A 22387-nucleotide genomic window follows, 5' to 3' on the forward strand; every position below is an offset into this window, starting at 1 on the left:
TCCGCGCCCACGCGCTCTCGCTTCGCTCGCTCGCGCATAACGCAATCGACTCCGGCCAAAATCCCGCTTCAGCGCTCGTCGAAGCGGCATTTTGACCGGAGTCGATTGCGTTATGCGCGAGCGCGGGCGCGAGCGAGCAGCGAGCGGCGCGAGCGGCGCGAGGGGCTTGCGCGAGGGGCGGGGGCGGCTGATAGGTTAGGGGAGGCTTACTAAGGTAAGCCTTACCTAATCCATTGGACCAATTCAGCGGGACGGCGCCTAGGCCGGTCCGCTCACAGGAGCGCCCATGAGACCATCGAGTCCGCCGTCAGAAACCCGTTCATCACCGACCCGCGGCATCAGGATGCTCGCAGCCGTGTTGGCCACGGCTCTCGTCAGCCTCGGCCTCACCGCCGTCGCGGCGACCCCAGCAATGGCGGCAGGCCTGGCGGTCTCCGCACCCGAGGTTCCGGCAGCCGGCGGCACGATCACCGTGACCGGAAGCGGTCTCGCGGCGGACGGCGTCGGCATCTATATCGGCCTCGGCCCGGCCGGACTCCCGGGCTTCTACATGGGCTCGGCAAGCCTGATCCCGTCCGAGACGGTATGGATCGCGACCGGCGTAACCGAGGTCTCCAGCGGGAGCGCACGCCAAACGCCGATGAACCCTGACGGCACCTTCTCGGTGTCGATCACCGTCCCCGCCTCGACGGGCGCCTCGTATGCGCTGTACACGTCCAAGGCGCACGGCCAGGGTTTCAGCGACCCGTCCCAGAACACGACCACCGCGCTGAGCTACGCAGCTCCGGAGCCTCCGGCGCCCGCCGCGACGACTACGACGCTCGCCGCATCGCCCGCGACCGCGGAGGAGGGCACATCCGTCACGCTGACCGCCACGGTCTCACCGAACGCCGCCGGAACAGTCGTCTTCACCGATGGAGCAACAACTCTCGGCAGCGCCGCGGTATCCAACCGCACGGCCGTGCTGTCGACATCGACTCTGAGCGTCGGCGCGCATCCTGTGATCGCCACGTTCACGCCCGATGACACGGTCGCGTTCGACGGCAGCGCTTCCTCCGCGACCACCGTCACCATCACCGCGAAAGCAGTCGAGCCCGCCCACGCCTCGGTCTCGGTCTCGCCGGCCACCGGCATCGACCCGGCCGGCGCATCCCTCACCGTGAGCGGGTCATCGTTCAAGCAGACCGGCGCCGCCGTCTTCGGTGTCTATGTCGGGATCGGCCCGAAGTCGGTTCTCGACGATCCGACCTGGTTCGTGAACGCGGGCTACTTCGCCAACGTCAAGTGGGTGAGCACGATCGGAGCAGACGGCACGTTCTCGAGTACGCTCACGGGCGTGAAGGCCGTGTTCACCTCGAACGGCACCCAGGTCGACTGCACCGTCGTCGAGTGCGGAATCTTCACGATGGCCGCCCACGGCTCTGCCGACCGAACGCAGGACACCTTCACCCCGGTCTCCTTCGCGACGGCTAACACCGGTCCCGTCTCGACCCTGCTCACCGTGAAGACCTCCGCGCCGTCCGCCACACCGGGCGCGGGCGTCGACGTGACTGTCACGGTCTCCCCGGCGGCGGCCGGAACGGTGACGATCTACGACGGTGTCGCATCCGTCGCACCCTCGGCTTCGGCGCGTCTGGTCTCAGCCTTCGCCGCACCGACCCCGCTCGCGTCGAACCTGCGCCTCGTGAACGGGTCGGTCACCACCCACCTCGACGGATTCGAGCTCGGCTCCCGCACGCTCACGGCCAGCTTCACGCCGGATGACCCCACCGCGTTCGCGCCGGCCGTCGCCGCGCCCGTCGTGCTGACCGTGACCCCGGACGCAGTCGTCGACCCCGGCACCAGCACCACGGCGCCCGCCGTCAGCCCGGTCGCCGCGACGACGGAGCCGGTCTGCGTCGCCCGTTCGGTGAGCGGCGCGACGCTCGCCTGGGGCGTCAAGTCGAGCTTCCGCAACTACATCTCCGGCGGCATCGCCAACGGGTCGTGGACGCTCGCCGGCGTCACCTACGCCAACGGCGCATACTCGTGGAGCAGCGGAAAGGGCAGCTACAACACCACCGCCGACAAGGGCACAATCCGGTTCCCCGGAAGCGTCTCGTTCACGGGACACGAGGGCGTGCTCAACCTGGCGATCTCGAACATCGCGCTCCGGATCTCCAGCGCGACCAGCGCGACGATCGTGGCCGATGTGCACTCGACCGACATGAGCGGCACTCCGAGCGATTTCAAGGGCGTCTCCTTCGCCACGGTCGCGCTGAGCGGCGGATCCTCGGGTAGCACGCTCCGCGCATCCGGTGCCCCGGTCACGCTCACGGCCGACGGGGCCAAGGCATTCGCCGGCTTCTACAACGCCGGTGACGCGCTCGATCCCGTGTCCTTCTCGGCTCCGCTCGGCGCCGAGGTCGAGTGCGACAGCACCACGGCGACGGGTCTCGCGACCACCGGCGGCGGTGACGTCGGCGGCTGGCCGCTGGTCGGCGGCCTGCTGATCCTGGTCGGAATCGCGGCCGTCGTCGTGCGCCGTCGGGGCACCGCCGAGGTCGCGAGCGTCGTCGCACGGTGACCGAGTCCACATCCACCCGGCCCGCGGGCGGCGCGAACAGCGCTGTCCGCGGGCCGCGGCGTGCCCGCTTCACCGCATTCGCAGCCGTGGTCGCCGCGTCGCTTCTGCTCTCCGGATGCGGCATCGGCGTCGAGAACGCCACAGCGCCCACCGCGTCGAGCTCCTCCTCGACTTCGGTGGCTCCGGATGCGCGCGCCGGTCTCGAGAACCCGCGCACGATCGCCGGTCCCTCCACCGCGGCCACGGTTGCCGACGTCGCACCGATCGCGAAGGACCCGACCCCGAAGCTGCCGGTCACGATGACGGATGCCGGTGGCGCGAGCGTCACGGTCACCGACGCATCCCGCATCCTGGCGCTCGACATCTACGGCACGCTCGCCGAGACCGTCGTCGGCCTCGGTCTGGGCGATCGGCTGGTCGGCCGGGGCTCCTCGAACACGCTCGACTCGATGAAGGATCTGCCGCTCGTCACCCAGAACGGACACGAGCTGAACGGCGAGGCGATTCTCGCGCTGCGGCCGACGCTCGTGCTCACCGACACAACGCTGGGGCCGCGTGAGGTGCAGGATCAGCTGCGCGCATCCGGAGTCACCGTCGTGTTCTTCGACCCGAAACGCAGCATCTCGACCATCGGCAGCCAGGTCGAGACCGTTGCCCAGGCCGTGGGGCTCGACGCGCTCGGGCGCAAGCTCGCGGCGCGCATCGCGACCGAGCTCGACGCGGCGAAGGCGAAGATCGCCGAGGTCGCTCCGGCAGACGAAGCCGAGAAGCCGCGCATCGCATTCCTCTATGTCCGGGGAACGGCGGGCGTCTTCTTCCTCTTCGGCAAGGGGATGGGGCCGGACGACCTGATCGACGCGGTCGGCGGTGTCGACGTGGCGACCGCCGCAGGCATTACGGGCAGCAAACCGGCGAACAGCGAAGCGCTGCTGGCGACGAATCCGGATGTGTTCCTGATGATGACCGACGGCCTCGCCTCGACCGGTGGAATCGACGGGCTGCTCAAGCGACCGGGCGTCGCCGACACCGCTGCGGGTCAGCACCGCCGCATCGTCGACATGGCCGACGGTCAGGTGCTGTCGTTCGGTCCGGCCACCCCGGCCGTGCTGCTCTCGCTCGCCGACGCGATCTACCGCGCGGGTGTCGCGCGATGACCGCGCGTGCCGAGACGGAGGCGTCGCAACGCACCGCCCGACCCAGACCGGTCGTGCTCGGCGGTTCCGCCGTGATCCGCGCACACCGCCGTCGCATCCCGGTGATCCTCGGGATGCTCGCACTGCTCGCCGCCGTGCTGCTCACCTCATCCGCCCTCGGCCAGTTCTCGGTCCCGCCCGCGGAGATCCTCGCCTCGTTCGCGCGCAAGCTCGGACTCGCCCCTGCCGCCTCGGGCGCTGCCGCATATGCAGACGGCGCGCTGTGGAATATCCGGTTCCCCCGGCTGGTGCTCGGTGTCGTGGTCGGGGCGGCGCTGGGCGTGGCCGGCGCGCTCATGCAGGGTGTCTTCGCGAATCCGCTCGCTGAGCCGGCGGTCGTCGGTGTGTCGGCGGGATGCGCTGTCGGCGCGTGCACGGTGATCGTGTTCGACCTGCAGTGGCTCGGCCCGGCCACGGTTCCCGCCGCCGCGTTCGTGATGGGCGTGCTCACGACCATCCTCGTCTACGCGCTGTCCCGCGCCCGCGGCCGAACCCAGGTGCTGATGCTGGTGCTCACCGGCATCGCGGTGAACGCCGTCGCCAACGCGATCATCGCGTTCCTCGTCTTCAGCGCCGACACCGCGAGCCGCGAGCAGGTCACGTTCTGGCAGCTCGGCTCCCTCAACGGAGCGACCTGGACGGCCGTCGCCGTCACCGTTCCGCTGCTGGTGGTCGGCGTCTCGGGGGCCTGGATGCTCGCCCGCCGCCTCGACGCTCTCGCACTCGGTGAGCGCAGCGCCCGGCATCTCGGGGTCGACGTCGAACGTGTGCGACTCTGGGCGGTGCTCATCGTCGCGCTGCTCACCGCTGCGGCGGTCAGCTACGCGGGCATCATCGCGTTCGTCGGCCTGATCATCCCGCACCTGCTGCGGCTGCTGATCGGCCCCGCGCACGGCGCGCTCATCCCTGCCAGTGCGATCGGCGGCGCACTGCTCATCAGCGGTTCCGATCTTGTCGCCCGAACCGCCATCCCTTTCGCCGACCTCCCGATCGGGACGTTCACGGCCCTGGTCGGCGGCCCGGTGTTCTTCGTGCTGCTGCGGCGGACCGTCGGCGCCAAGGACGGTCGCGCATGAGCGAGACGACAACGCGCACCCGCGGCGCCCGGATGCGCGGTGTCGACCTCAGCATCGGCGGCAGCAGGCTACTCCACGGCGTCGATCTGGCCGTCGAGCCCGGCGAATTGGTTGCCCTGATCGGCCCGAACGGCGCGGGTAAGTCCACGGCGCTCTCCGTGCTGGCTGGGGATGTGCGCCCTGACGCGGGCGAGGTGCAGCTCGACGACAGGGATGCGTCGAGCATCCGGATCTCCGAGCTCGGACGCCTGCGCAGCGTACTGCTTCAACAGAAGGGCGTCGCATTCTCTTACCCGGTCCGCGATGTCGTCGCCATGGGCAGGATGCCCTGGGCGCGCACCCCGCAGAGCGCAGTGGACGACCAGATCGTCGCCGATGCTCTCGCCCGCACCGACGTCGAGCACCTGGCCGACCGTGACGTGACGACGCTGTCGGGGGCGAGCTCGCGCGCGTCGCGCTCGCGCGCGTCATCGCGCAGCAGTGCCGTGTCGTGCTGCTCGACGAGCCGACGGATGCGCTCGACATCGGCCACCAGGAGCAGGTGCTGACGCTCGCAGCCGGTCTCGCGGCCGACGGATGCGCGGTGCTGGCCGTGCTGCACGACCTCGGCCTGGCCGCCGCGTACGCCGACCGCGTCGTGCTCGTCGCGGACGGGCGCGTGGTCGCCGACGGTGCGCCGCGGGAGGTGCTCACCGGCGAGCGGCTGACCGAGGTCTACGCGCATCCCATCGAGGTCTTCGACCACCCTCGCACTGGCGCCCTGCTCGTGCTCCCGGTGCGGTCATCAGCCGAGTCGCGTACCCTTTACCCGTGAATTGGTGGATCGTCGGCGGCATCGTGGCGTTCGTCGTGCTCGCTATCGTGGCGACGAAACTCGGCTGGGTCGACCTCTCGAACAAGACGAAGCGCACGGGCGGCTCATCAGGCGGCGTCGTCGGCATTCTCGACGAAGTGTTCGCTCCGACACGTCACGAGGCCCAGGTCGAGCTCGACCGGCAGACGATGCTGCCGGCGCCCGCACCGCTCGCGGGCGACGGCGACAAGGGCATCTGGGACGGCAAGATCCAGATCGATGTCGGCTCCGCCGGACGCGGTCAGCGGGTCGAGGGGCGCGAGGACTCGCTTGCCGAATGGTCCGATCCCGACCGCGCTTCCAAGTCCTGATAGTCAGGATGCTCGCCCAGCCAATGCCGCACGTACGGGCATGACGCCACCACGCGCAGGTCGGTGTTGTCCCGGATGTCGTCGAGCGCCTGCTGCACGAGGGTCGAGGCGAGCCCGTGCTCACGCTCGTCCGTGTCGACCTCCGTGTGGATGAAGTCGATCGCGCCGTTGCCCAGCTCGTACTGCGCGATGCCGATCCGTTCTCCGTCGCGGAGCAACGCGTAGCGGGAGGCGTCCGGTTCTTTCACCACGGTGAGACTCATCCCGCCAGGGTAACCCGGCGCACGCGAACACCCGTGCGCCGCGCACCCGGCGCACAAACGCCGCCCTCCCGCACTGCGAGAATAGAAGCATGCCCGACGACGCCACAGCAGCGGATGCTGTCCCCGCTGCCCTCTGGCATCCGGATGCCCCGAGTCAGGTCGTGCACGCCGACAACCTGGAGGTGGTTGCGGCGCTGCCTGACGCATCCTTCACCCTGATCTACCTCGACCCGCCGTTCAACACGGGACGCTCGCAGGCGCGGCGGAGCACCACCTCGGTGCGGTCGGAGGGCGGCGCAGGATCGGTCACCGGATTCAAGGGCCGCAGCTACGAGCGGATCAAGGGCGACCTGCTCAGCTACGACGACCGGTTCGACGACTATTGGGAGTTCCTCGAGCCGCGGCTCATCGAGGCCTGGCGCGTGCTCGCCGACGACGGAACGCTGTATCTCCACCTCGACTACCGCGAGGCGCACTACGCCAAAGTGCTTCTGGATGCGCTGTTCGGCCGTGAGTGCTTTCTCAACGAGCTGATCTGGGCGTACGACTACGGCGCGAAGTCGAAGAACCGCTGGCCGACCAAGCACGACACGATCCTGGTCTACGTGAAGAACCCCGATCGGTACTTCTTCGACTCGTCAGCTGTCGACCGCGAGCCGTACATGGCACCGGGACTGGTCACCGCCGAGAAGGCCGAGCTCGGCAAGCTGCCGACGGACGTGTGGTGGCACACCATCGTGTCGCCGACCGGCCGCGAGAAGACGGGCTATCCCACGCAGAAGCCCGAGGGAATCCTGCGCCGCATCGTGCAGGCTTCGAGTCGCGAAGGGGACTGGGTGCTCGACTTCTTCGCGGGCAGCGGCACGACCGGCGCGGTCGCGGCGGCCCTCGGGAGGCGATTCCTGCTCGTCGACCGGAATCCTGAGGCGATCGCCGTGATGCGCTCGCGGTTCGCGGACTCGGCGGTCGACTTCGTCGACTGAGTCGGCTGAGCCCACCTGAGCGGGGCATGCGGCCTTTCCCAGGTGCCGTGTGGAAGGGTTGGTGCTTATGCGAACCGCTCCCGCATCCGCACTCCGAGCATTGCCCTTCCTGTGGGGCGCGCTCGGGTCCGCGCTTGCTTTCGTGGTGATCTACCTGGTGTTCGTGCGCAGCTACATGGGCCAGGTCGTCGACGAGACCGCCTTCACCGGCGCCGATCGGTGGAAGGGCGACTCACTTGCCTTCGCCCATGCCTTCCTGAACGCGCTCCCCGTCGTCTCGGTCGTTCTCGCGTGCATCGTGGCCGTCGTGATCGTGCTGGTGCGTCGCAACTGGCGGGTGTTCTTCGTCGCCGTCGCCGCCGCCGCCCTGGCCAACGGCAGCACGCAGCTGCTCAAGTACACCATCCTGAGCAGGCCGGAGAAGGGGGTGGATGCGGGGCTCAGCAACTCGCTCCCGTCCGGTCATACGACCGTCGCCGCCTCTGCCGCTCTTGTCGTGTTCCTTCTGGCCAGTCCGCGCCTGCGTCCACTCGCCGCGGTCGTCGGTTCGCTCTTCGCGATCGCCGCGGGCGCTTCCACGCTTGTCGAGCAGTGGCACCGGCCGAGCGATGTGATCGCCGGTCTGCTCGTCGTCTCGTTCTGGGGATCCCTGGCGGGCGTCGTCTTGGCGTGGATCCGCGCACGCACGGTGTCCGACCCGCCCAACTCCCGGCTGTGGGCGCTCGTCTGCATCGCCGTCGTCTGCGGAATCGGGGGAGCCGCTGCTCTCGCCGTCACCTACTTCGCAGCCACAAACGGCACGACGCACTTCTTCATCGCCTACGCCGGAGGCATCGCCGCGATCGCGGCCGTCGGCTTCACTCTCGCCGTGGTCGGAAACCGGCTGTTCCGCGCGCTCGCGTAGCGCCCCGTGCGCTTCCGAGCTGGTCGGATGGCGAGATCCTTGCGGTCGGCGTCCTCCCTCCCGCTGGTGACCCCTGGACATTCCCCGTTGAGTTGCTTCATGGACGATCACACGAACATCCCTCACCGTTCGTCAGACGGCAGCGCCGGCGATGCGGACTACGGGTCGATCGGCGCCGGCTACTCGAAGTACCGGCAACCCGAACCGGCCTTCGCCGAAGCGATCGATGCTGCGCTCGGCGACGTGGCGACGCTTCTGAATGTCGGCGCGGGTTCAGGCTCGTATGAGCCCATCGGTCTCGATGTCACACCCGTGGAACCCAGTGCTGCCATGCGCGCGCAACGCCCGCCGAATGCGGCCCCCGCGATCGACGCCGTCGCAGAGCACCTGCCGTTCCCGGACCTCGCTTTCGACGCGTCGCTCGCATCCTTCACCGTGCATCAGTGGCAGGACCTCGGGGCAGGTCTCCGCGAGATGAGGCGGGTCACACGTGGCCCCGTCGTGATCTTGACCTGCGACCCCGCGGCGCTCAGCCGATCTTGGCTCAACGAGTACGCTCCCGAGGTCATCGAGACCGAAGCCCAGCGTTACCCGGCCATCACCGACATCCAGGATGCACTCGGCGGCACCGTGCGCGTGACCACCCTGCCTATTCCGTTGCACTGCGTGGACGGCTTCTCAGAGGCGTACTACGGCCGACCCGAAGCACTCCTCGACCCCGGCGCGCGACGGGCGAACTCGGCGTGGAGCTTCGTCGACACGCGCGTCGAGGAACGGTTCACGCGCGCACTCCGCGCCGATCTCGAAACGGGATCCTGGGATGCGCGACACGGCCATCTGCGAACTCAGGCGACCTTCGACGGATCGCTGCGGATCATCGTGGCTACGAGCTCTGGCGAACGATCAACTCGGTCGGGAGAAGCGTGACGCGGTCGACGGGCTCGCCCTCGATCCGCTTCACCAGCACCTGCGCCATCCGCTCGCCCATGCCGATCGACGGCTGGTGCACGGTGGTGAGCGGCGGGGTGGCGGTGATGCCGAAGTAGTCGTCGTCGTAGCCGACGACGGCGATGTCGCCGGGGATGCTGCGCCCCGTCTCGAGGATCGCCGAGTAAGCGCCCGCTGCCATCTGGTCGTTGGTCGCGAAGAGGCCGTCGATCAGGCGGCCGGTGGCGAGCAGGCGACGCATGGCCTCCATCCCGGAGAGGGGCGAGAAGTCGCCGTACTCGATGAGGCTGCAGTCGAGACCGTGGGCCTCCATGGCCCGGCGCCATCCCGTCAACCGGTCGACGCCGGCGGGCATGTCCTGGGGGCCGGTGATGAGGGCGATGTTGTGGCGGCCGCGCTCGATGAGGTGCTCGGTGGCTCCGGCGGCGCCGGAGATGTTGTCCACATCCACGAAGTACGAGTTGTGCTCGGCGTCGCTGAGCGGCCGCCCGCCGAAGACCATCGGCAGCGAGCTGCCGAGCTGCGCGTATGAGTGGTCGCCCGAGTGGTGCGAGACCACGAGCGCACCGTCGACGTTGCCGCCCATCAGATAGCGACGCGTCTTGTCGGGGTTGATCTCCGACGAGATCACCATGTTGAGCGTGTAGTCGGTGTCTGCGAGGTGCAGGGCGACGCCTTGGACGATGGATGCGAAGAACGGGTCGGCGAAGACCTTCGCCGTCGACTCGGGAACGACCAGGGCGATCACGAGCGTGCGCCGCGACGCCAGTGAGCGGGCAGCACGGTTCGGCACGTAGTTCAGGTCGGCGATCGCCTTGGTGACGTTCTCGATGACCTCCGGCGTAACCTTGGTGGAGCCGTTGACGACGCGTGAGACCGTCGCCCGGGACACGCCCGCCAGCGCCGCGACCGCCTCGAGGGTGGGCACGGGCGGATGCGCCGACTGCTCCGTCGTCATCGCCTCACCTTTCTCACGGTCGTCCCATGCTAAACGCGCCCGGCGGACGCGATTTCCGCCGGCTCGAGCGATGAGTCGGCGTCGGCCTCGACGGCCTCCGAGATCAACCGCGCGAAGGCCCGGCCGCTCTCCTTCACAATCCGCTCCTGCGTCGAGTAGTCAACCCGCACGATCCCGAACCGCTTCTCGTAGCCCCAGGCCCACTCGAAGTTGTCGAGGAACGACCAGACGAAGTATCCCCGCACATCGGCGCCCTCGGTGATCGCCTCGCGCACCGCGTTCACATGATTCAGGATGTAGCGCTCGCGTTCAGGATCCCGCACGCGTCCATCCGAGTCGACCGTGTCATCGTAGGCCGCACCGTTCTCGGTGATGTAGAGCGGCGGCAGCGTCGGGTACTCCTCGCTGAGGCGCACCAGGAGGGAGCGCAGGCCGTCGGGGTTCACTTCCCACCCCATCGACGTGACCGGAAGATGCCGCGACGGGAATGTGACGTATTCGCTCCCCACGAACGGCGAAGCCTTCGGGCGGTCGGTGGGCGTCAGCCCCGGCGGAGTGTCAGCCGGCAGCGGATGCGCGCTGACGTTGTCGTCGTGGTAGTGGTTCACGCCGAGGAAGTCGATCGGCTGAGCGATCGTCGCCAGGTCGCCATCGTGCACGAGCGACTCGAAGTCGTAGGCCGCGACATCCTGAAGTACGTCGGCGGGGTAGCTGCCGAGAAGGAGGGGCTCGAGGAACATCCTGTTCCACAGGCCGTCGATGCGGCGGGCGGCCTCGCGGTCGGCTGCGTCGGACGGGTCGTTCGGCACCGCGTTGGTCAGGTTCAGCGTGATGCCGAACCTGAGCGGAGCCGATTCGGTACCGGCACGCTCACGCAGCGACTGCACAGCGAGGCCGTGAGCGAGGTGCTGGTGGTGCAGGGCCGCAAGCGCGGCGCGCGGCTCGCGGCGGCCGGGAGCGTGCTCGCCGGCCGCGTATGCGATCAGCGACGAGCAGAGCGGCTCGTTGAACGTGGTCCAGTGCGTCACCCGGTCGCCGAGCGCGTCGAACACGACCTCGGCGTAGTCACGGAATCGGTATGCGGTGTCGCGGTTCGCCCAGCCGCCCGCATCCTCGAGCACCTGAGGGAGATCCCAGTGGTACAGCGTGAGCCAGGGCAGGATGCCCGCGTCGAGCAGCTCATCGACGAGCCGGCTGTAGAAGTCGAGCCCCGCCGGATTCACGTGGCGATCGCCCGGGACGACGCGCGCCCACGAGGTGGAGAACCGGTACGACTGCAGACCGAGGTCCTTCATCAGGGCGACGTCGGCGGGCATCCGGTGATAGTGGTCCACAGCGACCTCGGGGGTGTCCCCGCCGGCGATCGCGTTCGGCACGCGGGCGAAGTGATCCCAGATGGAGTCCTCTTTGCCGTCCTCGTGGGCCGCACCCTCGATCTGTGCCGCTGCGGTGGCGGATCCCCAGAGAAAGCCTCGGGGCCAGCCGGCCGGGGTCGTGGTCGGAGAGGGGGTCATTCTTAGCCTTTCACCGCGCCGGCCATGATGCCGGAGACCAGCTGCCGGCCGGCGAGCACGAAGAGGATGAGCAGAGGGATGGTCGCGAGCACGGCGCCGGCGAGCACGATCGAGTAGTCGACGTACTTCGCGGACTGCAGTTGACTGAGCGCCACCTGCAGGGTCGGGTTCTGCGGTACGACGAGCAGCGGCCAGAGGTAGTCGGTCCAGGCCGTCATGAACGTGAAGAGGCCGAGGATCGCCATCGCCGGGCGGGCAGCGGGAACACCGACGTGCCAGAACGTGCGGATCATGCTCGCGCCATCGACACGGGCCGCCTCGATGAGCTCCTCCGGGATCACGTCGACGAGGTACTGCCGCATGAAGAAGACACCGAACGCGGTGACCAGGGTCGGGATGATTACGGCGCCGAGCGTCCCGGTCCACCCGAACTGCTTCATCACCATGAACAGCGGGATGATGCCGAGCTGGGTGGGTACCGCGAGCGTCGCGATCACGAAGACCATCAGCCCCTCACGCCCACGGAACTTCAGCTTCGCGAACGCATAGCCGGCGAGCGTCGAGAACGACACCACCGAGAGCGTGATGACGGATGCGACGATGATCGAGTTGCCGAGGGCCAGCCAGAACGGGACGGTGTCGAGCACCTGTCCGACGTTGGTCCAGAACTGCCCGCCGGGCAGCAGGGGCGGCCAGGTCGAGGTGAGCACACTGCTCTCGCTCGATCCGGCAACGAACGACCACCACAGCGGGTATGCGCCGCCGACGAAGATGACGATCAGGATGCCGTAGGTCAGGAACCCGGGGCGGCGGTCGATCCCGAGGGCGCGGCGCTTCGTGCGCGGCTGCTTCGGGGCGCGGGCGGTCTCGCTCACGCGGGGCGCGGTGGCGGTCATGCTCTCTTCTCCTCGGCTGCTGCCGCGAGGGCGAGTTCGCCCTCGGTCTTGGCGTTCACGGCGTCGGAACCGGTTCCGGTCCCGCTGCCCGACTGGTGCTGCTTGATCTTGCGCGCTGTCCGTTTCTTGAGCGCCCGGCTCTCGGTCGAGGCGATGCGCCGCGAGATCAAGAAGTTCAGTACGCCGAAGAGCACGATGATCAGGAACAGCAGCCAGGCGATGGCAGAGGCCTTGCCGAAGTTCTGGCGGTTGAACGCCATATCCCACAGGTAGAGCACGGTCGTCTGGTATTGCCGCTGTGGTCCGCCGGGCACTGCACTCGACGGGTTGAACAGCTTCGGCTCGGTGAAGATCTGCAGTCCGCCGATCGTCGCCGTGATGATGACGAAGATCATCGTGGGCCGGATGCTCGGCAGCGTGATCGAGAAGAACCGACGGAACTGCCCGGCGCCGTCGAGGGCGGCCGATTCGTGGATGTCGCGCGGCACGGCCTGCATGGCCGCGAGCAGGATCAGCGCGTTGTAGCCGGTCCAGCGCCAGTTGACCATCGTCGCGATGGCGATGTGCGAGGGGAAGGTCTCCGTCTTCCAGGCCACGGGATCGAGGTGGAAGAACTGGAGCAGGTTGTTGATCATCCCGTACTTCTCGTCGAACGCGCTGGAGAAGATGAGGGTGACGGCGACCGGAGTGACGACGTAGGGGAGGAGCACGCTCATCCGCCAGAAGGTCTTGCTCCGGATGTTCTGGTCGAGGATCGCGGCGATGAACACGGCCGCGATGAGCTGGGGGATCGCCGACAGCAGGAAGATGCTCACGGTGTTGAACAGCGAGTTCCAGAAGAACGGGTCGGTGAGCTCGGCGATGTAGTTGCCGAAGCCGACCCACTCGCCGGGACCGGTGAGGAGGTTCCACTTGTTCAGGGAGACGACGAATGTGTAGATGAGGGGGAAGAGCCCCACGAGCCCGAAGAGGATGAAGAAGGGCGCGATGTAGAAGTACGGCGACGCCTTCACGTCGAAGCGGTTGAGCTTCTGCCGAAAGGTGAGGTCGGCGCGGGAGTCGCGGTCGACGCGTCGCCGGTCGGTGTGGCGGTCGCTGCCGCCGCGGCCGGGCTGCTCGGGGGCTGCGCCGGTAGCGGATGGCGTGGTGACGGTGGTCATGATCTCTCCGGGGTGCGGGTCTCCGGATGCGCTGGTCGCGCATCCGGAGACCCGATCGGGTTTGTCTTACTTGTTGACGACGAGCTGGTTGAGGAGCGTCATTGCGTTGCTCCACGCCTGGTCGCCGTTCGCCTTGCCGGAGTCGAGCTGCTGCACCGACGGGCCGAACACCTGGGACTGGATGACCGAGTCGTCCGGGCCCTTGTACTGGGCGACGACGCCCTTCGCGCGCTCAGCCAGGATCTGACCGAGGGGTGCGTTGTTGAAGAACTTCGTCAGGTCGCTCTCACCGGTGACGCCGGGGTCGCTCTGCGCCTCGGTGACCGACGGGAACGTGCCCGCAGCCTGGAACGTGGCGACCTGCGACTTGGCGGTGGTCAGCCAAGCGGCGAGGGCTGCCGCCTCCTTCGGGTGCTTCGACTGCTTCGGCACGGTCAGGAACGATCCACCCCAGTTGGCTGCACCACCCGGGAACACGTTGGCGAAGTCCCAACCGGTCGATGCGTCTCCGCCCCCGGCCTTGACCTGGCCCTGCACGACGCCGAGCATCCAGCCCGGGCAGACGAACGTGGCGAACGAGCCGTCGGTGAAGGCCTTGCCCTTGCCCCAGTCCCACTGGGTCTGGTTGGACGACAGACCGGCTGCGGCACCCGCGGCCAGCTGGCTCCAGAGACCCTTGAGGTCCGAATTGTTCTCGATGTTCAGCTTGCCGTTGGAGGTGTAGTACCCCTCCTTCTGCTGGTTGACCATGGCGTTCCAGAGGAAGCCGGACTGGTCGTAGAACGCCTTGCCGGTGGCGGCGTGGTACTGCTCGCCGACCTTGAAGAAGTCCTCCCAGGTGGCGTCGGCGCCGCCGAAGAGCGCCGCGACGCCCTCACGGTCGCTCGGCATGCCGGCGGCGGCGAGGAGCTTGCCGTTGTAGCAGAGGCCCTCCGGACCGATGTCGGTGCCGTAGCCGATGACGCGGCCGTCCTTGTCGGTTGCCTGCTTCAGCTTCCAGTCGACCCAGCGGCTGTCGATCTTCGACGCCCCGTAGTCCTTCAGATCGTTGAACTGGTCGGAGACCTGCATGACCTTGCTGAGCCAGCCTTCTTCGACGGCCTGCACGTCGGGCAGTCCGCTTCCGGCGGCCTGCTTGGTCTGCCAGTCGGTCAAGGCGTTGTCACCGGTGTCGATGTTGGTGGCCTTGATCTTGATCTCCGGGTGCTCCTTCTCGTACTGCGAGTAGAGCTTGTCGAATCCCATCGTGCCGAACGTGGTGACGGTCAAGGTGATCGGGTTCGAGCTGCTACCGCTGTCCCCGCCGCTGGATGAACATCCTGCTGCGAGGAGAGCGAAGGATGCTGCGCCGGCGACGGCTGCAACAACCTTGGTGCGTCGTGAGAATTTCACGGTCACTCCCTTGTGCGTGGTTTTATGTGCGTGGTCTTGTGTTTACTCGGAGAGAGCGCTCTCACGGTTGGCCGTGAGAGCGCTCTCACGAGTTCGGTCAAACCATATGCATGCATCGCGGCCGCTGTCAACACGACCCCGTTTCGCGCGCTTCTCACATCCCTCTCGCGCACCCCTCCGAGACCTCCGTCGAGTCGCGCCAAATCGACGTTCCCGGGGCCTCGGAACGTCGATTTGGCGCGTCTCACCGGGCCTTCGCATCCGGAAACGACGACGGCCGCCGACTCCGGAAAGAAGTCGGCGGCCGTCAGGGCCGTGATCGAATCGTGACCTAGTCGGTCGCGGGATTCGACTTCGGACGCTGCGCTCGCAGCGACGCCGTGTCGGCGCCGGGCTCGATCAGCGCGCCGAAATCGTCGGCCGCACGGTGGGCGAAAATGCCGGTGTTGAGTTCGGCGTCATCGTCATCGGCTGCGGAGCCGAGAACGCTGCTGACGGAGATCCGCTCGCGCTCGGTCTGGGCGTCCGCCTCGGCCTTGTCGTCGGCCGCCTCCTGCAGAGCCGACTTGGCTCGCAGCGGTGGCGTCTTGAAGAACAGCGTCAGGATGAACGCGATCAGCACCACCAACAGAGCCACCCAGTAGACGGTCACCGCCGAGGCGTTGAAGCCCTCGAGGAAGGGCTTCGTGAGTCGCGGGTCGGCGCCGTTCAGGAACGACGTGTCGTTGAGCCCTGCGCCGCCGGCGGCGGAGCCGGAGCCCTGCTCGAGCTGCTTCTGTAGCGCGGGCACCGCGCGGTCGACGACAGCCTTGCGCTGTGCCTCGTTGGAGAAGTCGACACCCTGTGCCTGCGCGGTCACACCGGTGACGATCCTGTTGTAGACGGTGTCCATGATCTGCTTGTTCTCGGGAGCGCTGGCGACCGACGGGGTCAGTGCAGCATCCAGAGCGTTCGTCAACGTCGTCGTGTTGGTCAGCGAGTTCGTGAGGTTGGTCGGGAAGACCGTGAACAGCAGCGAGAGCAGTACCGCGGTACCGAGCGTTCCACCGATCTGACGGAAGAACGTGGAGGCGCTGGTCGCGACACCCATGTCCTTCAGGCCGACCGAGTTCTGGCTGGCGATGGTCAGCGTCTGCATCAGCTGGCCGAGGCCGAGGCCGATGAGCAGCATCGCACCGGCGATGAACCAGTACGAGACGTCGTACTTCAGGAACGTCAGGTAGAAGAACCCGCCGGCCAGCAGGGCCGTGCCGAGGATCGGGAACATGCGGTACCGACCGGTGCGGGCGATGATCTGGCCGCTGGCGATCGACGAGATCATCAGACCCAGGATCATCGGCAGGAGCTGTAGACCACTCTCCGTCGGGTTGGAGCCGAGCACGAGCTGCAGGTACAGCGGCAGGGTCAGCATTGCACCGAACATCCCGAAACCGACGAACACACCGATGATGGTGGCCATCGAGAACGTCGAGGAACGGAACAGCTTGAGCGGGATGAGCGCGTCGTCCTTCATCGCCATCTCGATGAAGATGAAGGCCAGGATGCCGATCCCGCCGATCACGTAGCAGGCGATGGCACCGGCGCTGCCCCAGCCCCAGTCCCTACCCTCTTCTGCGATGAGCAGCAGGGGAACGAGTGCGACGATGACCGCCGATGCGCCCCACCAGTCGATCCGCACTGAGCCCGGTGTGCGCTTCGGCAGGTGCAGGAAGCGGAGCACGATGAGGAGAGCAGCGACGCCGATCGGCACGTTGATGAGGAAGACCCAGCGCCATCCGGCGATCCAGAGGATCTGGTCCGCACCGGCGAACAGGCCGCCGACCAGCGGGCCGACGAGGCTCGAGATACCGAACACGGCAAGGAAGTAGCCCTGGTATTTGGCTCGCTCTCGTGGCGCGAGCATGTCGCCCATGATCGCGAGCGGCATGGACATCAGACCACCGGCACCGAGGCCCTGGATGGCGCGGAACACCGCGAGCTCGATCATCGAGGTCGAGAAGGTCGCCAGGATGGAACCGACCACGAAGATCACGATGGCCAGGATGAAGAGCGGACGCCGGCCGAAGATGTCGGAGAGTTTGCCGTAAATGGGCGTCGAGATCGTGGAGACGATCAGGTATGCAGTGGTGACCCAGGCCTGCTGGCTGAGTCCGTGGAGGTCGTCGCCGATCGTGCGGATGGCGGTTCCCACCACGGTCTGGTCGAGAGCGGAAAGGAACATTCCGGCCATGAGGCCGAAGATGACGAACAGGATCTGCCGGTGCGACATGATCGCGTTCGTCGGGGCGGCCGGGGCCGGGGATGCTTGGCTTGACATGAGTCTCCGAGTCGAGAGTCGAAAAAGGGGACACCCGAGCCACGGGCGTCACACCGGTGTGGGTAAAAGGAAATTTGCGGAGAGTGCAAAGTTACACCTTATGCGACCCTTTCAACAGCGGTCGCCGATTGCTCTCGTGCACTGTTCGCTCACGGCGAACATTCCTGAGAGTGCCCATATGTTGCCTGGGTTTATGCGCATGCATCGAGCTGATCCGCGACTCTCGCATGCCACTCAGGTACCGCCGATTTCGCTGGCGTAATCTTGAGCCCGATTCGACTCAGATCCCGCACGAGAACCCCGAAGGTCCCATGCTTCCCACCGTACGATTCTCCCGGCCGCGCCGGTATCTCGCACTTGCGGCGGGTATCGCGGCGACAGCGCTTCTGCTCACAGGATGCGCGAGCCAGCCCTCGCCGGCAGCCACCGCCGCAGAGGGAGCGAGCAACAGCACCGAGAAGGCCGCCGAGCCGACGACGATCAAGTCGGTCTCGCCGGCCACCGGAAGCATCTCGGGCGGCACGGTGACCATCGCGGGGACGAACCTGGCAGGGGTCAAAGCCGTCGACATCGGCGGCCAGGCCGCGGTCGTGCAGAAGGCGACCGAAGCGCAGGTCGTTGTCACGGCTCCGGCCGCAGTGAACTTCCAGCCCGCCACGGTCGCCGTCTCGGTCACCGCCGACAACGGCAAGACGGTGGCCAGCGAGAACGCTTACTCCTACCAGGTACAGACTCCGGTCGACAAGCAGATGAACTATGCGCTCACCTACTGGAAGAACTACAACTCGGCAGAGTGGGGCAACCTCAATCCCGTGGGCGGGGACTGTGCCAACTTCGTGAGCCAGGGCCTGATCGCCCGCGGCTGGACGCAGACCGCCGCCTGGTACAACAAGAACGCTGCTGCCAAGTGGAGCCCGTCGTGGGGGTACGTGCCCGCGATGGACAACTACTTCCGCGCCAACGCCGCGTCCCTCGGCCTCACGGAGTATTCGTTCGACCAGCGGGACAAGATCAAGGTCGGCGACATCGTGATGTTCGATTGGAACAACAACAATTCGCTCGACCACGTTCAGGTCGTCTCTGCGGTTCAGAACGTCGGCGGCAAGATCGTCATCAAGATGGCGGGCCACAACGAGGACAGCGACTACCGCGACCTCGACGAGGCGATCACGGTCGACCACCCGGGCGGCACCGGCCACTTCTGGAGCCTCTCGAAGTAGCAGGCGGTTCCGGATGCGCGCTGCCGCATCCGGAAGCCAGGCGCAGCCGCCCCGCCAGAGGCTCGCCTGCCCGCGCTAGGCGCCCGCGAGCGCGTCGCCCACGATGCGCTTGGCCTCCTCCTGAACTTCGCGGAGGTTGTCGGCGCCGGCGAAGGACTCGGCGTAGATCTTGTACACGTTCTCCGTGCCGCTCGGCCGCGCCGCGAACCAGGCGGTGGCCGTTTCGACCTTGACCCCGCCGAGCGCAGCGTCGTTGCCGGGAGCCCGACTCAGCTTGGCGGTGATCGGCTCTCCCGCGAGCTCGGTGGCCTCGATCGCATCACCGTCGAGCTTGCCCAGTGCGGACTTCTCGGCCGGGCTCGCGGGAGCGTCGACACGCTCGTAAACCGGGTCGCCGAACTTCTCGGTCAGCTCCGCGTACAGCTGCGAGGGCGTCTTGCCCGTGACCGCGAGGATCTCGCTCGCGAGCAGAGCGAGCAGGATCCCGTCTTTGTCGGTCGTCCAGACCGAGCCATCGAGCCGCAGGAAGCTCGCGCCGGCGCTCTCTTCCCCGCCGAAGCCGACGGAGCCGTCGATGAGTCCCGGCACGAACCACTTGAAGCCGACCGGGACCTCCCAGAGCCGTCGAGCGAGCGACTCCGCGACCCGATCGATGATCGAGGAGGAGACGAGCGTTTTGCCGACGGCCGCATCCTGGCGCCACCCCGTGCGTGTGCGGTACAGGTAGTCGATCGCGACCGCGAGGTAGTGGTTGGGGTTCATCAACCCGCCGTCAGGCGTGACGATGCCGTGCCGATCGGCATCGGCGTCGTTGCCCGTGAGGATGTCGTAGTCGTCTTTGTGCTCGAGCACCGATGCCATCGCCGACGGGCTCGACGGATCCATGCGGATCTTGCCGTCCCAGTCGAGCGTCATGAAGCGCCACGTCGGGTCGACCGACGGGTTCACCACGGTGAGGTTCAGGTCGTATCGCTCCGCGATGGCCTGCCAGTAGTTGACGCTCGCGCCGCCCAACGGATCGGCGCCGATGCGGATGCCGCTGTCACGGATCGCCTTGACGTCGATGATGTTCTCGAGGTCATCGACGTATTTTCCGCGGAAGTCGTAGGTCTCGACCGCGCTCGGCTCGCTCATCCTGACGCCGCGCATCTCGTCGGCGATGATCTCGTTGGCGCGGTTCGCGATCCAGCTGGTGGCGTCGGTGTCGGCTGGCCCGCCGTGCGGGGGTTGTACTTGAAGCCGCCGTCGGTGGGCGGGTTGTGGCTGGGGGTGACGACGATGCCGTCGGCTTGGGACGAGTGGCCCGCCCGGTTGTAAGCGATGATCGCGTGCGAGACCGCCGGCGTCGGCACCCAGTCGTCGAATTCGTCGACGAGCACGCGCACCTCGTTGCCGACCAGTACGGCCAGCGCCGATGTCATCGCGAACTCGCTGAGCAGGTGCGTGTCCGCGCCGATGAAGAGGGGGCCGTCGATGCCCTGCGATGCCCGGTATTCGACGATCGCCTGCGTGGTCGCCAAGATGTGGTTCTCGTTGAACGCGGTGTTGAGGGAGCTGCCACGGTGACCGGATGTGCCGAACACCACCCGCTGCTCCGGGATGTTCACATCGGGTTTCAGGTCGTAGTACGCGTTGCGAAGCGCATCGACATCGATCAGGTCGGACTCCTGGGCGGGGGTGCCAGCTCGTTCGTTCATGGCTCCATACTTCCACTCGACGCCGGTCTGGCCACAGGGGGTTCGAAGGATGTGCAGAAGTTGTTCGTTCCGCGAACGGTGGAGGAGCCTGGCTAAGCTGATCGGCATGTCCGAAGCTGCCGAGCCCATCGCCGACCTGCCCTCCGCCGTCGACGAGGTCTACAGCTTCCTCGGCCCCTCCGGTACCTTCACCGAGGCCGCACTCGCGCAGGTGCCAGAAGCCGCAGGCAAGCAGTGGCGCGCGGTCAACAACGTGGGTGAAGCGCTTGCCGACGTCGTCTCGGGACGCAGCGTCGCGGCGATGATCGCCATCGAGAACTCCATCGAGGGCGGCGTCTCCGTGGCTCAGGATGCGCTCGCCACCGTCCCCGGGCTCCGCATCGTCGGCGAGTACCTCGTTCCGGTCAACTTCGTGCTGGTCGCACGGCCGGGAACGACGATGGCCGACGTCAAGCTGATCAACGCGCATCCGGTGGCCTACGCCCAGTGCCATCTCTGGCTCGACGCGAACCTGCCCGACCACGGGCACCTGCCCGCTTCGAGCAATGTCGCCGCGGCTGCATCGCTGTTCGAGGGCAGCACCGCGGATGCGGCGATCGCCCCACCCGGAATCGTCGATCACCACGACGTGGTCGTGCTCGCCGAGAACATCGGCGACAACCCGAACGCCGTCACCCGGTTCGTGCTGGTCAGCCGGGAACGCACCGTTCCCGCCGCCACCGGAGCGGACAAGACGAGCCTCATCGCCGAGCTGCCCGACGACCGTCCCGGCAGCCTCCTCGACCTGCTCGAGCAGTTCTCGACACGCGGGGTGAACCTGAGCCTCATCGAGTCGCGTCCGATCGGCGACGCCCTCGGCCGCTACCGGTTCGTGATCGATGCCGACGGTCACATCCACGACGAGCGAGTGGCGGATGCGCTGCTCGGCCTCCGGCGGTTCAGCCCGGCGGTCATCTTCCTCGGCTCATACCCGCGAGCCGACGGTGTAGCGGTGGACTACGACCACCGCTATCGCAGTGAGGTATTCACCGAGGCGCGCGACTGGCTCGCATCCCTCACGATGCCGGAGGCTGGCAGCACGGGCGCCGATACCGGCAAGGGCACCGGCGCCGATGGCCGCGACGTGCTGGAGTAGGCTGCGAGCCAGGAGCGAGGAGGCGCCATGATCCTGGATGAGTCGGGCCGGGAGCCGGGGGATGCTCGCGGAGCGGGGGATGCGCGCGAGCCATCCTCAGGGAGTGGTTCGGCGGAGGCGTTCGACCCCAAATACGCTCCTGAGTTCCAGCGTGGATACCAGCCTCGCCCGGGGAGCGTCCGCGCACTCGCGTGCGGGATGACGTGCCCCCCACCGACACGGCGCCCTTCCGGCGACCGGGCGCTGGCGAGGCCCCGACGGTCGCCCATTACGCGTTGACGGACCGAGACGTTCGAACGGACTATGCGGAAGCGCCGGAGGAGCCGGAGGACGTCGACCCGCTCATGGTCCACTTCGCGGAGCTCGCGGAAGACGACAAGCAGACGGATGCGGCACTCGCGACCATCTCGACGGCCGACGAGCCCGCCACCCTCGTCGTCGGGAGCATCCTCGACCGGGTCGACGTCTCGCCGAAGCGCAATCCGTACTTCCTCGCCCTCTGGATCCTCGGCGGCGGATTCATCGTTCTCGGCATCGTTCTCTATGCCGTCTCCGTCTACACCTCGTACACGTCCAGTTCGACCGAGCTGGATCTGACGACCCTCGTCTTCAGCCAGATCGGCTGGATGCTCGCCGCTCCGCTCGTCAGCGTCGGCCTGGCGACGATCGTCGCGCTCGTGCTGCTGTCGGCATTGCGCGCGCGGCCCGCGCCAACGAGCGCCGAGCGGGACTGATCGTGCGGAAGACGTTCCGCGTGCTGGTGATCTTCGCGATCGTCTGCACGGCCATCGCGATCTTGAGCGCTCTGGTGCCCGCCTTCGTACCCTCTGGCTCGCGCAACTTCTTCTACCCGGCCCCGGGCAGTTTCGTCGCGGGACTGGCGGACCTCGTGCGCGGCCCCGCCGTCACGTTCGCCCTCGCGGGCGCGGTCGGTGCCGTCTTCGTGCGCGCACTCACATGGCAGCGTTCTCCGGGTTCCCGCGGCTCGCGCCGCCGCTGAC

General features: G+C 67.5%; 20 protein-coding genes and 1 pseudogene. 13 read left to right on the plus strand and 8 right to left on the minus strand.

Translation table 11 applies throughout. From position 1 onward, the window contains the following. Positions 1-286: 286 nt before the first annotated feature. The 6 genes from ACQ86A_RS02740 to ACQ86A_RS02765 are packed head-to-tail and all read left to right on the plus strand — an operon-like array spanning position 287 to position 5999. The gene (locus tag ACQ86A_RS02740) at positions 287-2566 is read left to right on the plus strand and encodes an HtaA domain-containing protein (RefSeq protein ID WP_431279094.1); all 2280 of its coding nucleotides are present in this window, start codon (positions 287-289) and stop codon (positions 2564-2566) included. Next, positions 2563-3720: a heme/hemin ABC transporter substrate-binding protein gene (locus tag ACQ86A_RS02745; RefSeq protein ID WP_431279095.1), complete on the plus strand. Its 1158-nt coding sequence runs from the start codon at positions 2563-2565 to the stop codon at positions 3718-3720. Before ACQ86A_RS02740 ends, ACQ86A_RS02745 begins: the two co-directional genes overlap by 4 nt. After that, positions 3717-4835, plus strand: coding sequence for a FecCD family ABC transporter permease (locus tag ACQ86A_RS02750; protein WP_431279096.1), 1119 nt, complete (start codon positions 3717-3719; stop codon positions 4833-4835). The genes ACQ86A_RS02745 and ACQ86A_RS02750 overlap by 4 nt, the downstream gene beginning before the upstream one ends. Beyond that, positions 4832-5383, plus strand: coding sequence for an ATP-binding cassette domain-containing protein (locus ACQ86A_RS02755; RefSeq protein ID WP_431279097.1), 552 nt, complete (start codon positions 4832-4834; stop codon positions 5381-5383). The genes ACQ86A_RS02750 and ACQ86A_RS02755 overlap by 4 nt, the downstream gene beginning before the upstream one ends. Continuing rightward, a complete protein-coding gene (locus tag ACQ86A_RS02760) occupies positions 5326-5649 on the plus strand; it encodes a hypothetical protein (protein WP_431279098.1) in 324 nt (107 codons plus the stop codon). Before ACQ86A_RS02755 ends, ACQ86A_RS02760 begins: the two co-directional genes overlap by 58 nt. After that, positions 5646-5999 (plus strand): hypothetical protein, encoded by a 354-nt coding sequence (locus ACQ86A_RS02765; protein ID WP_431279099.1) that lies wholly within the window; start codon positions 5646-5648, stop codon positions 5997-5999. Before ACQ86A_RS02760 ends, ACQ86A_RS02765 begins: the two co-directional genes overlap by 4 nt. Here ACQ86A_RS02765 and ACQ86A_RS02770 read toward each other — a convergent pair. Continuing rightward, positions 5930-6262 carry a GNAT family N-acetyltransferase gene (locus ACQ86A_RS02770; RefSeq protein WP_431279100.1) on the minus strand — a complete coding sequence of 111 codons (333 nt, stop codon included), beginning with the start codon at positions 6260-6262 and terminating at the stop codon, positions 5930-5932. The genes ACQ86A_RS02765 and ACQ86A_RS02770 overlap by 70 nt on opposite strands. A gap of 89 nt (positions 6263-6351) precedes the next feature. Between ACQ86A_RS02770 and ACQ86A_RS02775 the strand changes: the two genes are divergently transcribed. The 3 genes from ACQ86A_RS02775 (at position 6352) to ACQ86A_RS02785 (ending at position 9076) form a co-directional block, all read left to right on the plus strand. Next, positions 6352-7245, plus strand: a complete 894-nt coding sequence (locus tag ACQ86A_RS02775) for a DNA-methyltransferase (protein ID WP_431279101.1) — start codon at positions 6352-6354, stop codon at positions 7243-7245. A gap of 67 nt (positions 7246-7312) precedes the next feature. Further along, positions 7313-8149, plus strand: a complete 837-nt coding sequence (locus tag ACQ86A_RS02780) for a phosphatase PAP2 family protein (protein ID WP_431279102.1) — start codon at positions 7313-7315, stop codon at positions 8147-8149. Positions 8150-8248: 99 nt separating this feature from the next. Next, entirely contained in the window at positions 8249-9076 is an 828-nt protein-coding gene (locus tag ACQ86A_RS02785) for a class I SAM-dependent methyltransferase (protein WP_431279103.1), read from the plus strand. Here the strand turns inward: ACQ86A_RS02785 and ACQ86A_RS02790 are convergent. From ACQ86A_RS02790 to ACQ86A_RS02815, 6 genes are all read right to left on the minus strand, one after another. Then, positions 9033-10055: a LacI family DNA-binding transcriptional regulator gene (locus tag ACQ86A_RS02790; RefSeq protein ID WP_431279104.1), complete on the minus strand. Its 1023-nt coding sequence runs from the start codon at positions 10053-10055 to the stop codon at positions 9033-9035. The genes ACQ86A_RS02785 and ACQ86A_RS02790 overlap by 44 nt on opposite strands. Positions 10056-10084: 29 nt before the next feature. Then, on the minus strand, positions 10085-11569 hold the full coding sequence (locus tag ACQ86A_RS02795) for a GH1 family beta-glucosidase (protein ID WP_431279105.1): 1485 nt from the start codon (positions 11567-11569) through the stop codon (positions 10085-10087). A 2-nt stretch (positions 11570-11571) separates the two neighbouring features. Continuing rightward, positions 11572-12465, minus strand: coding sequence for a carbohydrate ABC transporter permease (locus tag ACQ86A_RS02800; protein WP_431279106.1), 894 nt, complete (start codon positions 12463-12465; stop codon positions 11572-11574). Then, positions 12462-13625 carry a carbohydrate ABC transporter permease gene (locus ACQ86A_RS02805; protein WP_431279107.1) on the minus strand — a complete coding sequence of 388 codons (1164 nt, stop codon included), beginning with the start codon at positions 13623-13625 and terminating at the stop codon, positions 12462-12464. Before ACQ86A_RS02805 ends, ACQ86A_RS02800 begins: the two co-directional genes overlap by 4 nt. A gap of 66 nt (positions 13626-13691) precedes the next feature. Then, positions 13692-15017 (minus strand): ABC transporter substrate-binding protein, encoded by a 1326-nt coding sequence (locus ACQ86A_RS02810; RefSeq protein ID WP_431279108.1) that lies wholly within the window; start codon positions 15015-15017, stop codon positions 13692-13694. Between the two features lie 331 nt (positions 15018-15348). Further along, a complete protein-coding gene (locus ACQ86A_RS02815; RefSeq protein WP_431279109.1) occupies positions 15349-17334 on the minus strand; it encodes an MDR family MFS transporter in 1986 nt (661 codons plus the stop codon). A gap of 311 nt (positions 17335-17645) precedes the next feature. Between ACQ86A_RS02815 and ACQ86A_RS02820 the strand changes: the two genes are divergently transcribed. After that, a complete protein-coding gene (locus tag ACQ86A_RS02820; RefSeq protein ID WP_431279110.1) occupies positions 17646-18554 on the plus strand; it encodes an amidase domain-containing protein in 909 nt (302 codons plus the stop codon). A 75-nt stretch (positions 18555-18629) separates the two neighbouring features. Here the strand turns inward: ACQ86A_RS02820 and pgm are convergent. After that, positions 18630-20251 (minus strand): annotated as a pseudogene (gene pgm, locus ACQ86A_RS02825) (phosphoglucomutase (alpha-D-glucose-1,6-bisphosphate-dependent)). 106 nt (positions 20252-20357) lie between these two features. On the opposite strand from pgm, the gene pheA reads away from it, so the two are divergent. The 3 genes from pheA to ACQ86A_RS02840 all read left to right on the plus strand — a co-directional run bounded on the left by pheA (position 20358) and on the right by ACQ86A_RS02840 (position 22386). After that, positions 20358-21386, plus strand: coding sequence for a prephenate dehydratase (pheA, locus tag ACQ86A_RS02830; protein WP_431279111.1), 1029 nt, complete (start codon positions 20358-20360; stop codon positions 21384-21386). Positions 21387-21589: 203 nt separating this feature from the next. Then, positions 21590-22120 (plus strand): hypothetical protein, encoded by a 531-nt coding sequence (locus ACQ86A_RS02835; RefSeq protein WP_431279112.1) that lies wholly within the window; start codon positions 21590-21592, stop codon positions 22118-22120. A 2-nt stretch (positions 22121-22122) separates the two neighbouring features. Next, complete coding sequence (locus ACQ86A_RS02840; protein WP_431279113.1) at positions 22123-22386, plus strand: hypothetical protein; 264 nt, start codon at positions 22123-22125, stop codon at positions 22384-22386. Position 22387 lies beyond the last annotated feature (1 nt).

Source organism: Leifsonia poae (genome assembly GCF_050632195.1).
GTDB lineage: Bacteria > Actinomycetota > Actinomycetes > Actinomycetales > Microbacteriaceae > Leifsonia > Leifsonia poae_C.

Bases quoted from the DNA above. Each gene is read 5' to 3' on its own strand.
- pheA (WP_431279111.1), top strand. From the start codon at position 20,358: ATGTCCGAAGCTGCCGAGCCCATCGCCGACCTGCCCTCCGCCGTCGAC.
- ACQ86A_RS02780 (WP_431279102.1), top strand. From the start codon at position 7,313: ATGCGAACCGCTCCCGCATCCGCACTCCGAGCATTGCCCTTCCTGTGG.
- ACQ86A_RS02820 (WP_431279110.1), top strand. From the start codon at position 17,646: ATGCTTCCCACCGTACGATTCTCCCGGCCGCGCCGGTATCTCGCACTT.
- ACQ86A_RS02795 (WP_431279105.1), bottom strand. From the start codon at position 11,569: ATGACCCCCTCTCCGACCACGACCCCGGCCGGCTGGCCCCGAGGCTTT.
- ACQ86A_RS02755 (WP_431279097.1), top strand. From the start codon at position 4,832: ATGAGCGAGACGACAACGCGCACCCGCGGCGCCCGGATGCGCGGTGTC.
- ACQ86A_RS02775 (WP_431279101.1), top strand. From the start codon at position 6,352: ATGCCCGACGACGCCACAGCAGCGGATGCTGTCCCCGCTGCCCTCTGG.
- ACQ86A_RS02790 (WP_431279104.1), bottom strand. From the start codon at position 10,055: ATGACGACGGAGCAGTCGGCGCATCCGCCCGTGCCCACCCTCGAGGCG.
- ACQ86A_RS02750 (WP_431279096.1), top strand. From the start codon at position 3,717: ATGACCGCGCGTGCCGAGACGGAGGCGTCGCAACGCACCGCCCGACCC.
- ACQ86A_RS02800 (WP_431279106.1), bottom strand. From the start codon at position 12,465: ATGACCGCCACCGCGCCCCGCGTGAGCGAGACCGCCCGCGCCCCGAAG.
- ACQ86A_RS02785 (WP_431279103.1), top strand. From the start codon at position 8,249: ATGGACGATCACACGAACATCCCTCACCGTTCGTCAGACGGCAGCGCC.
- ACQ86A_RS02805 (WP_431279107.1), bottom strand. From the start codon at position 13,625: ATGACCACCGTCACCACGCCATCCGCTACCGGCGCAGCCCCCGAGCAG.
- ACQ86A_RS02740 (WP_431279094.1), top strand. From the start codon at position 287: ATGAGACCATCGAGTCCGCCGTCAGAAACCCGTTCATCACCGACCCGC.
- ACQ86A_RS02815 (WP_431279109.1), bottom strand. From the start codon at position 17,334: ATGTCAAGCCAAGCATCCCCGGCCCCGGCCGCCCCGACGAACGCGATC.
- ACQ86A_RS02770 (WP_431279100.1), bottom strand. From the start codon at position 6,262: ATGAGTCTCACCGTGGTGAAAGAACCGGACGCCTCCCGCTACGCGTTG.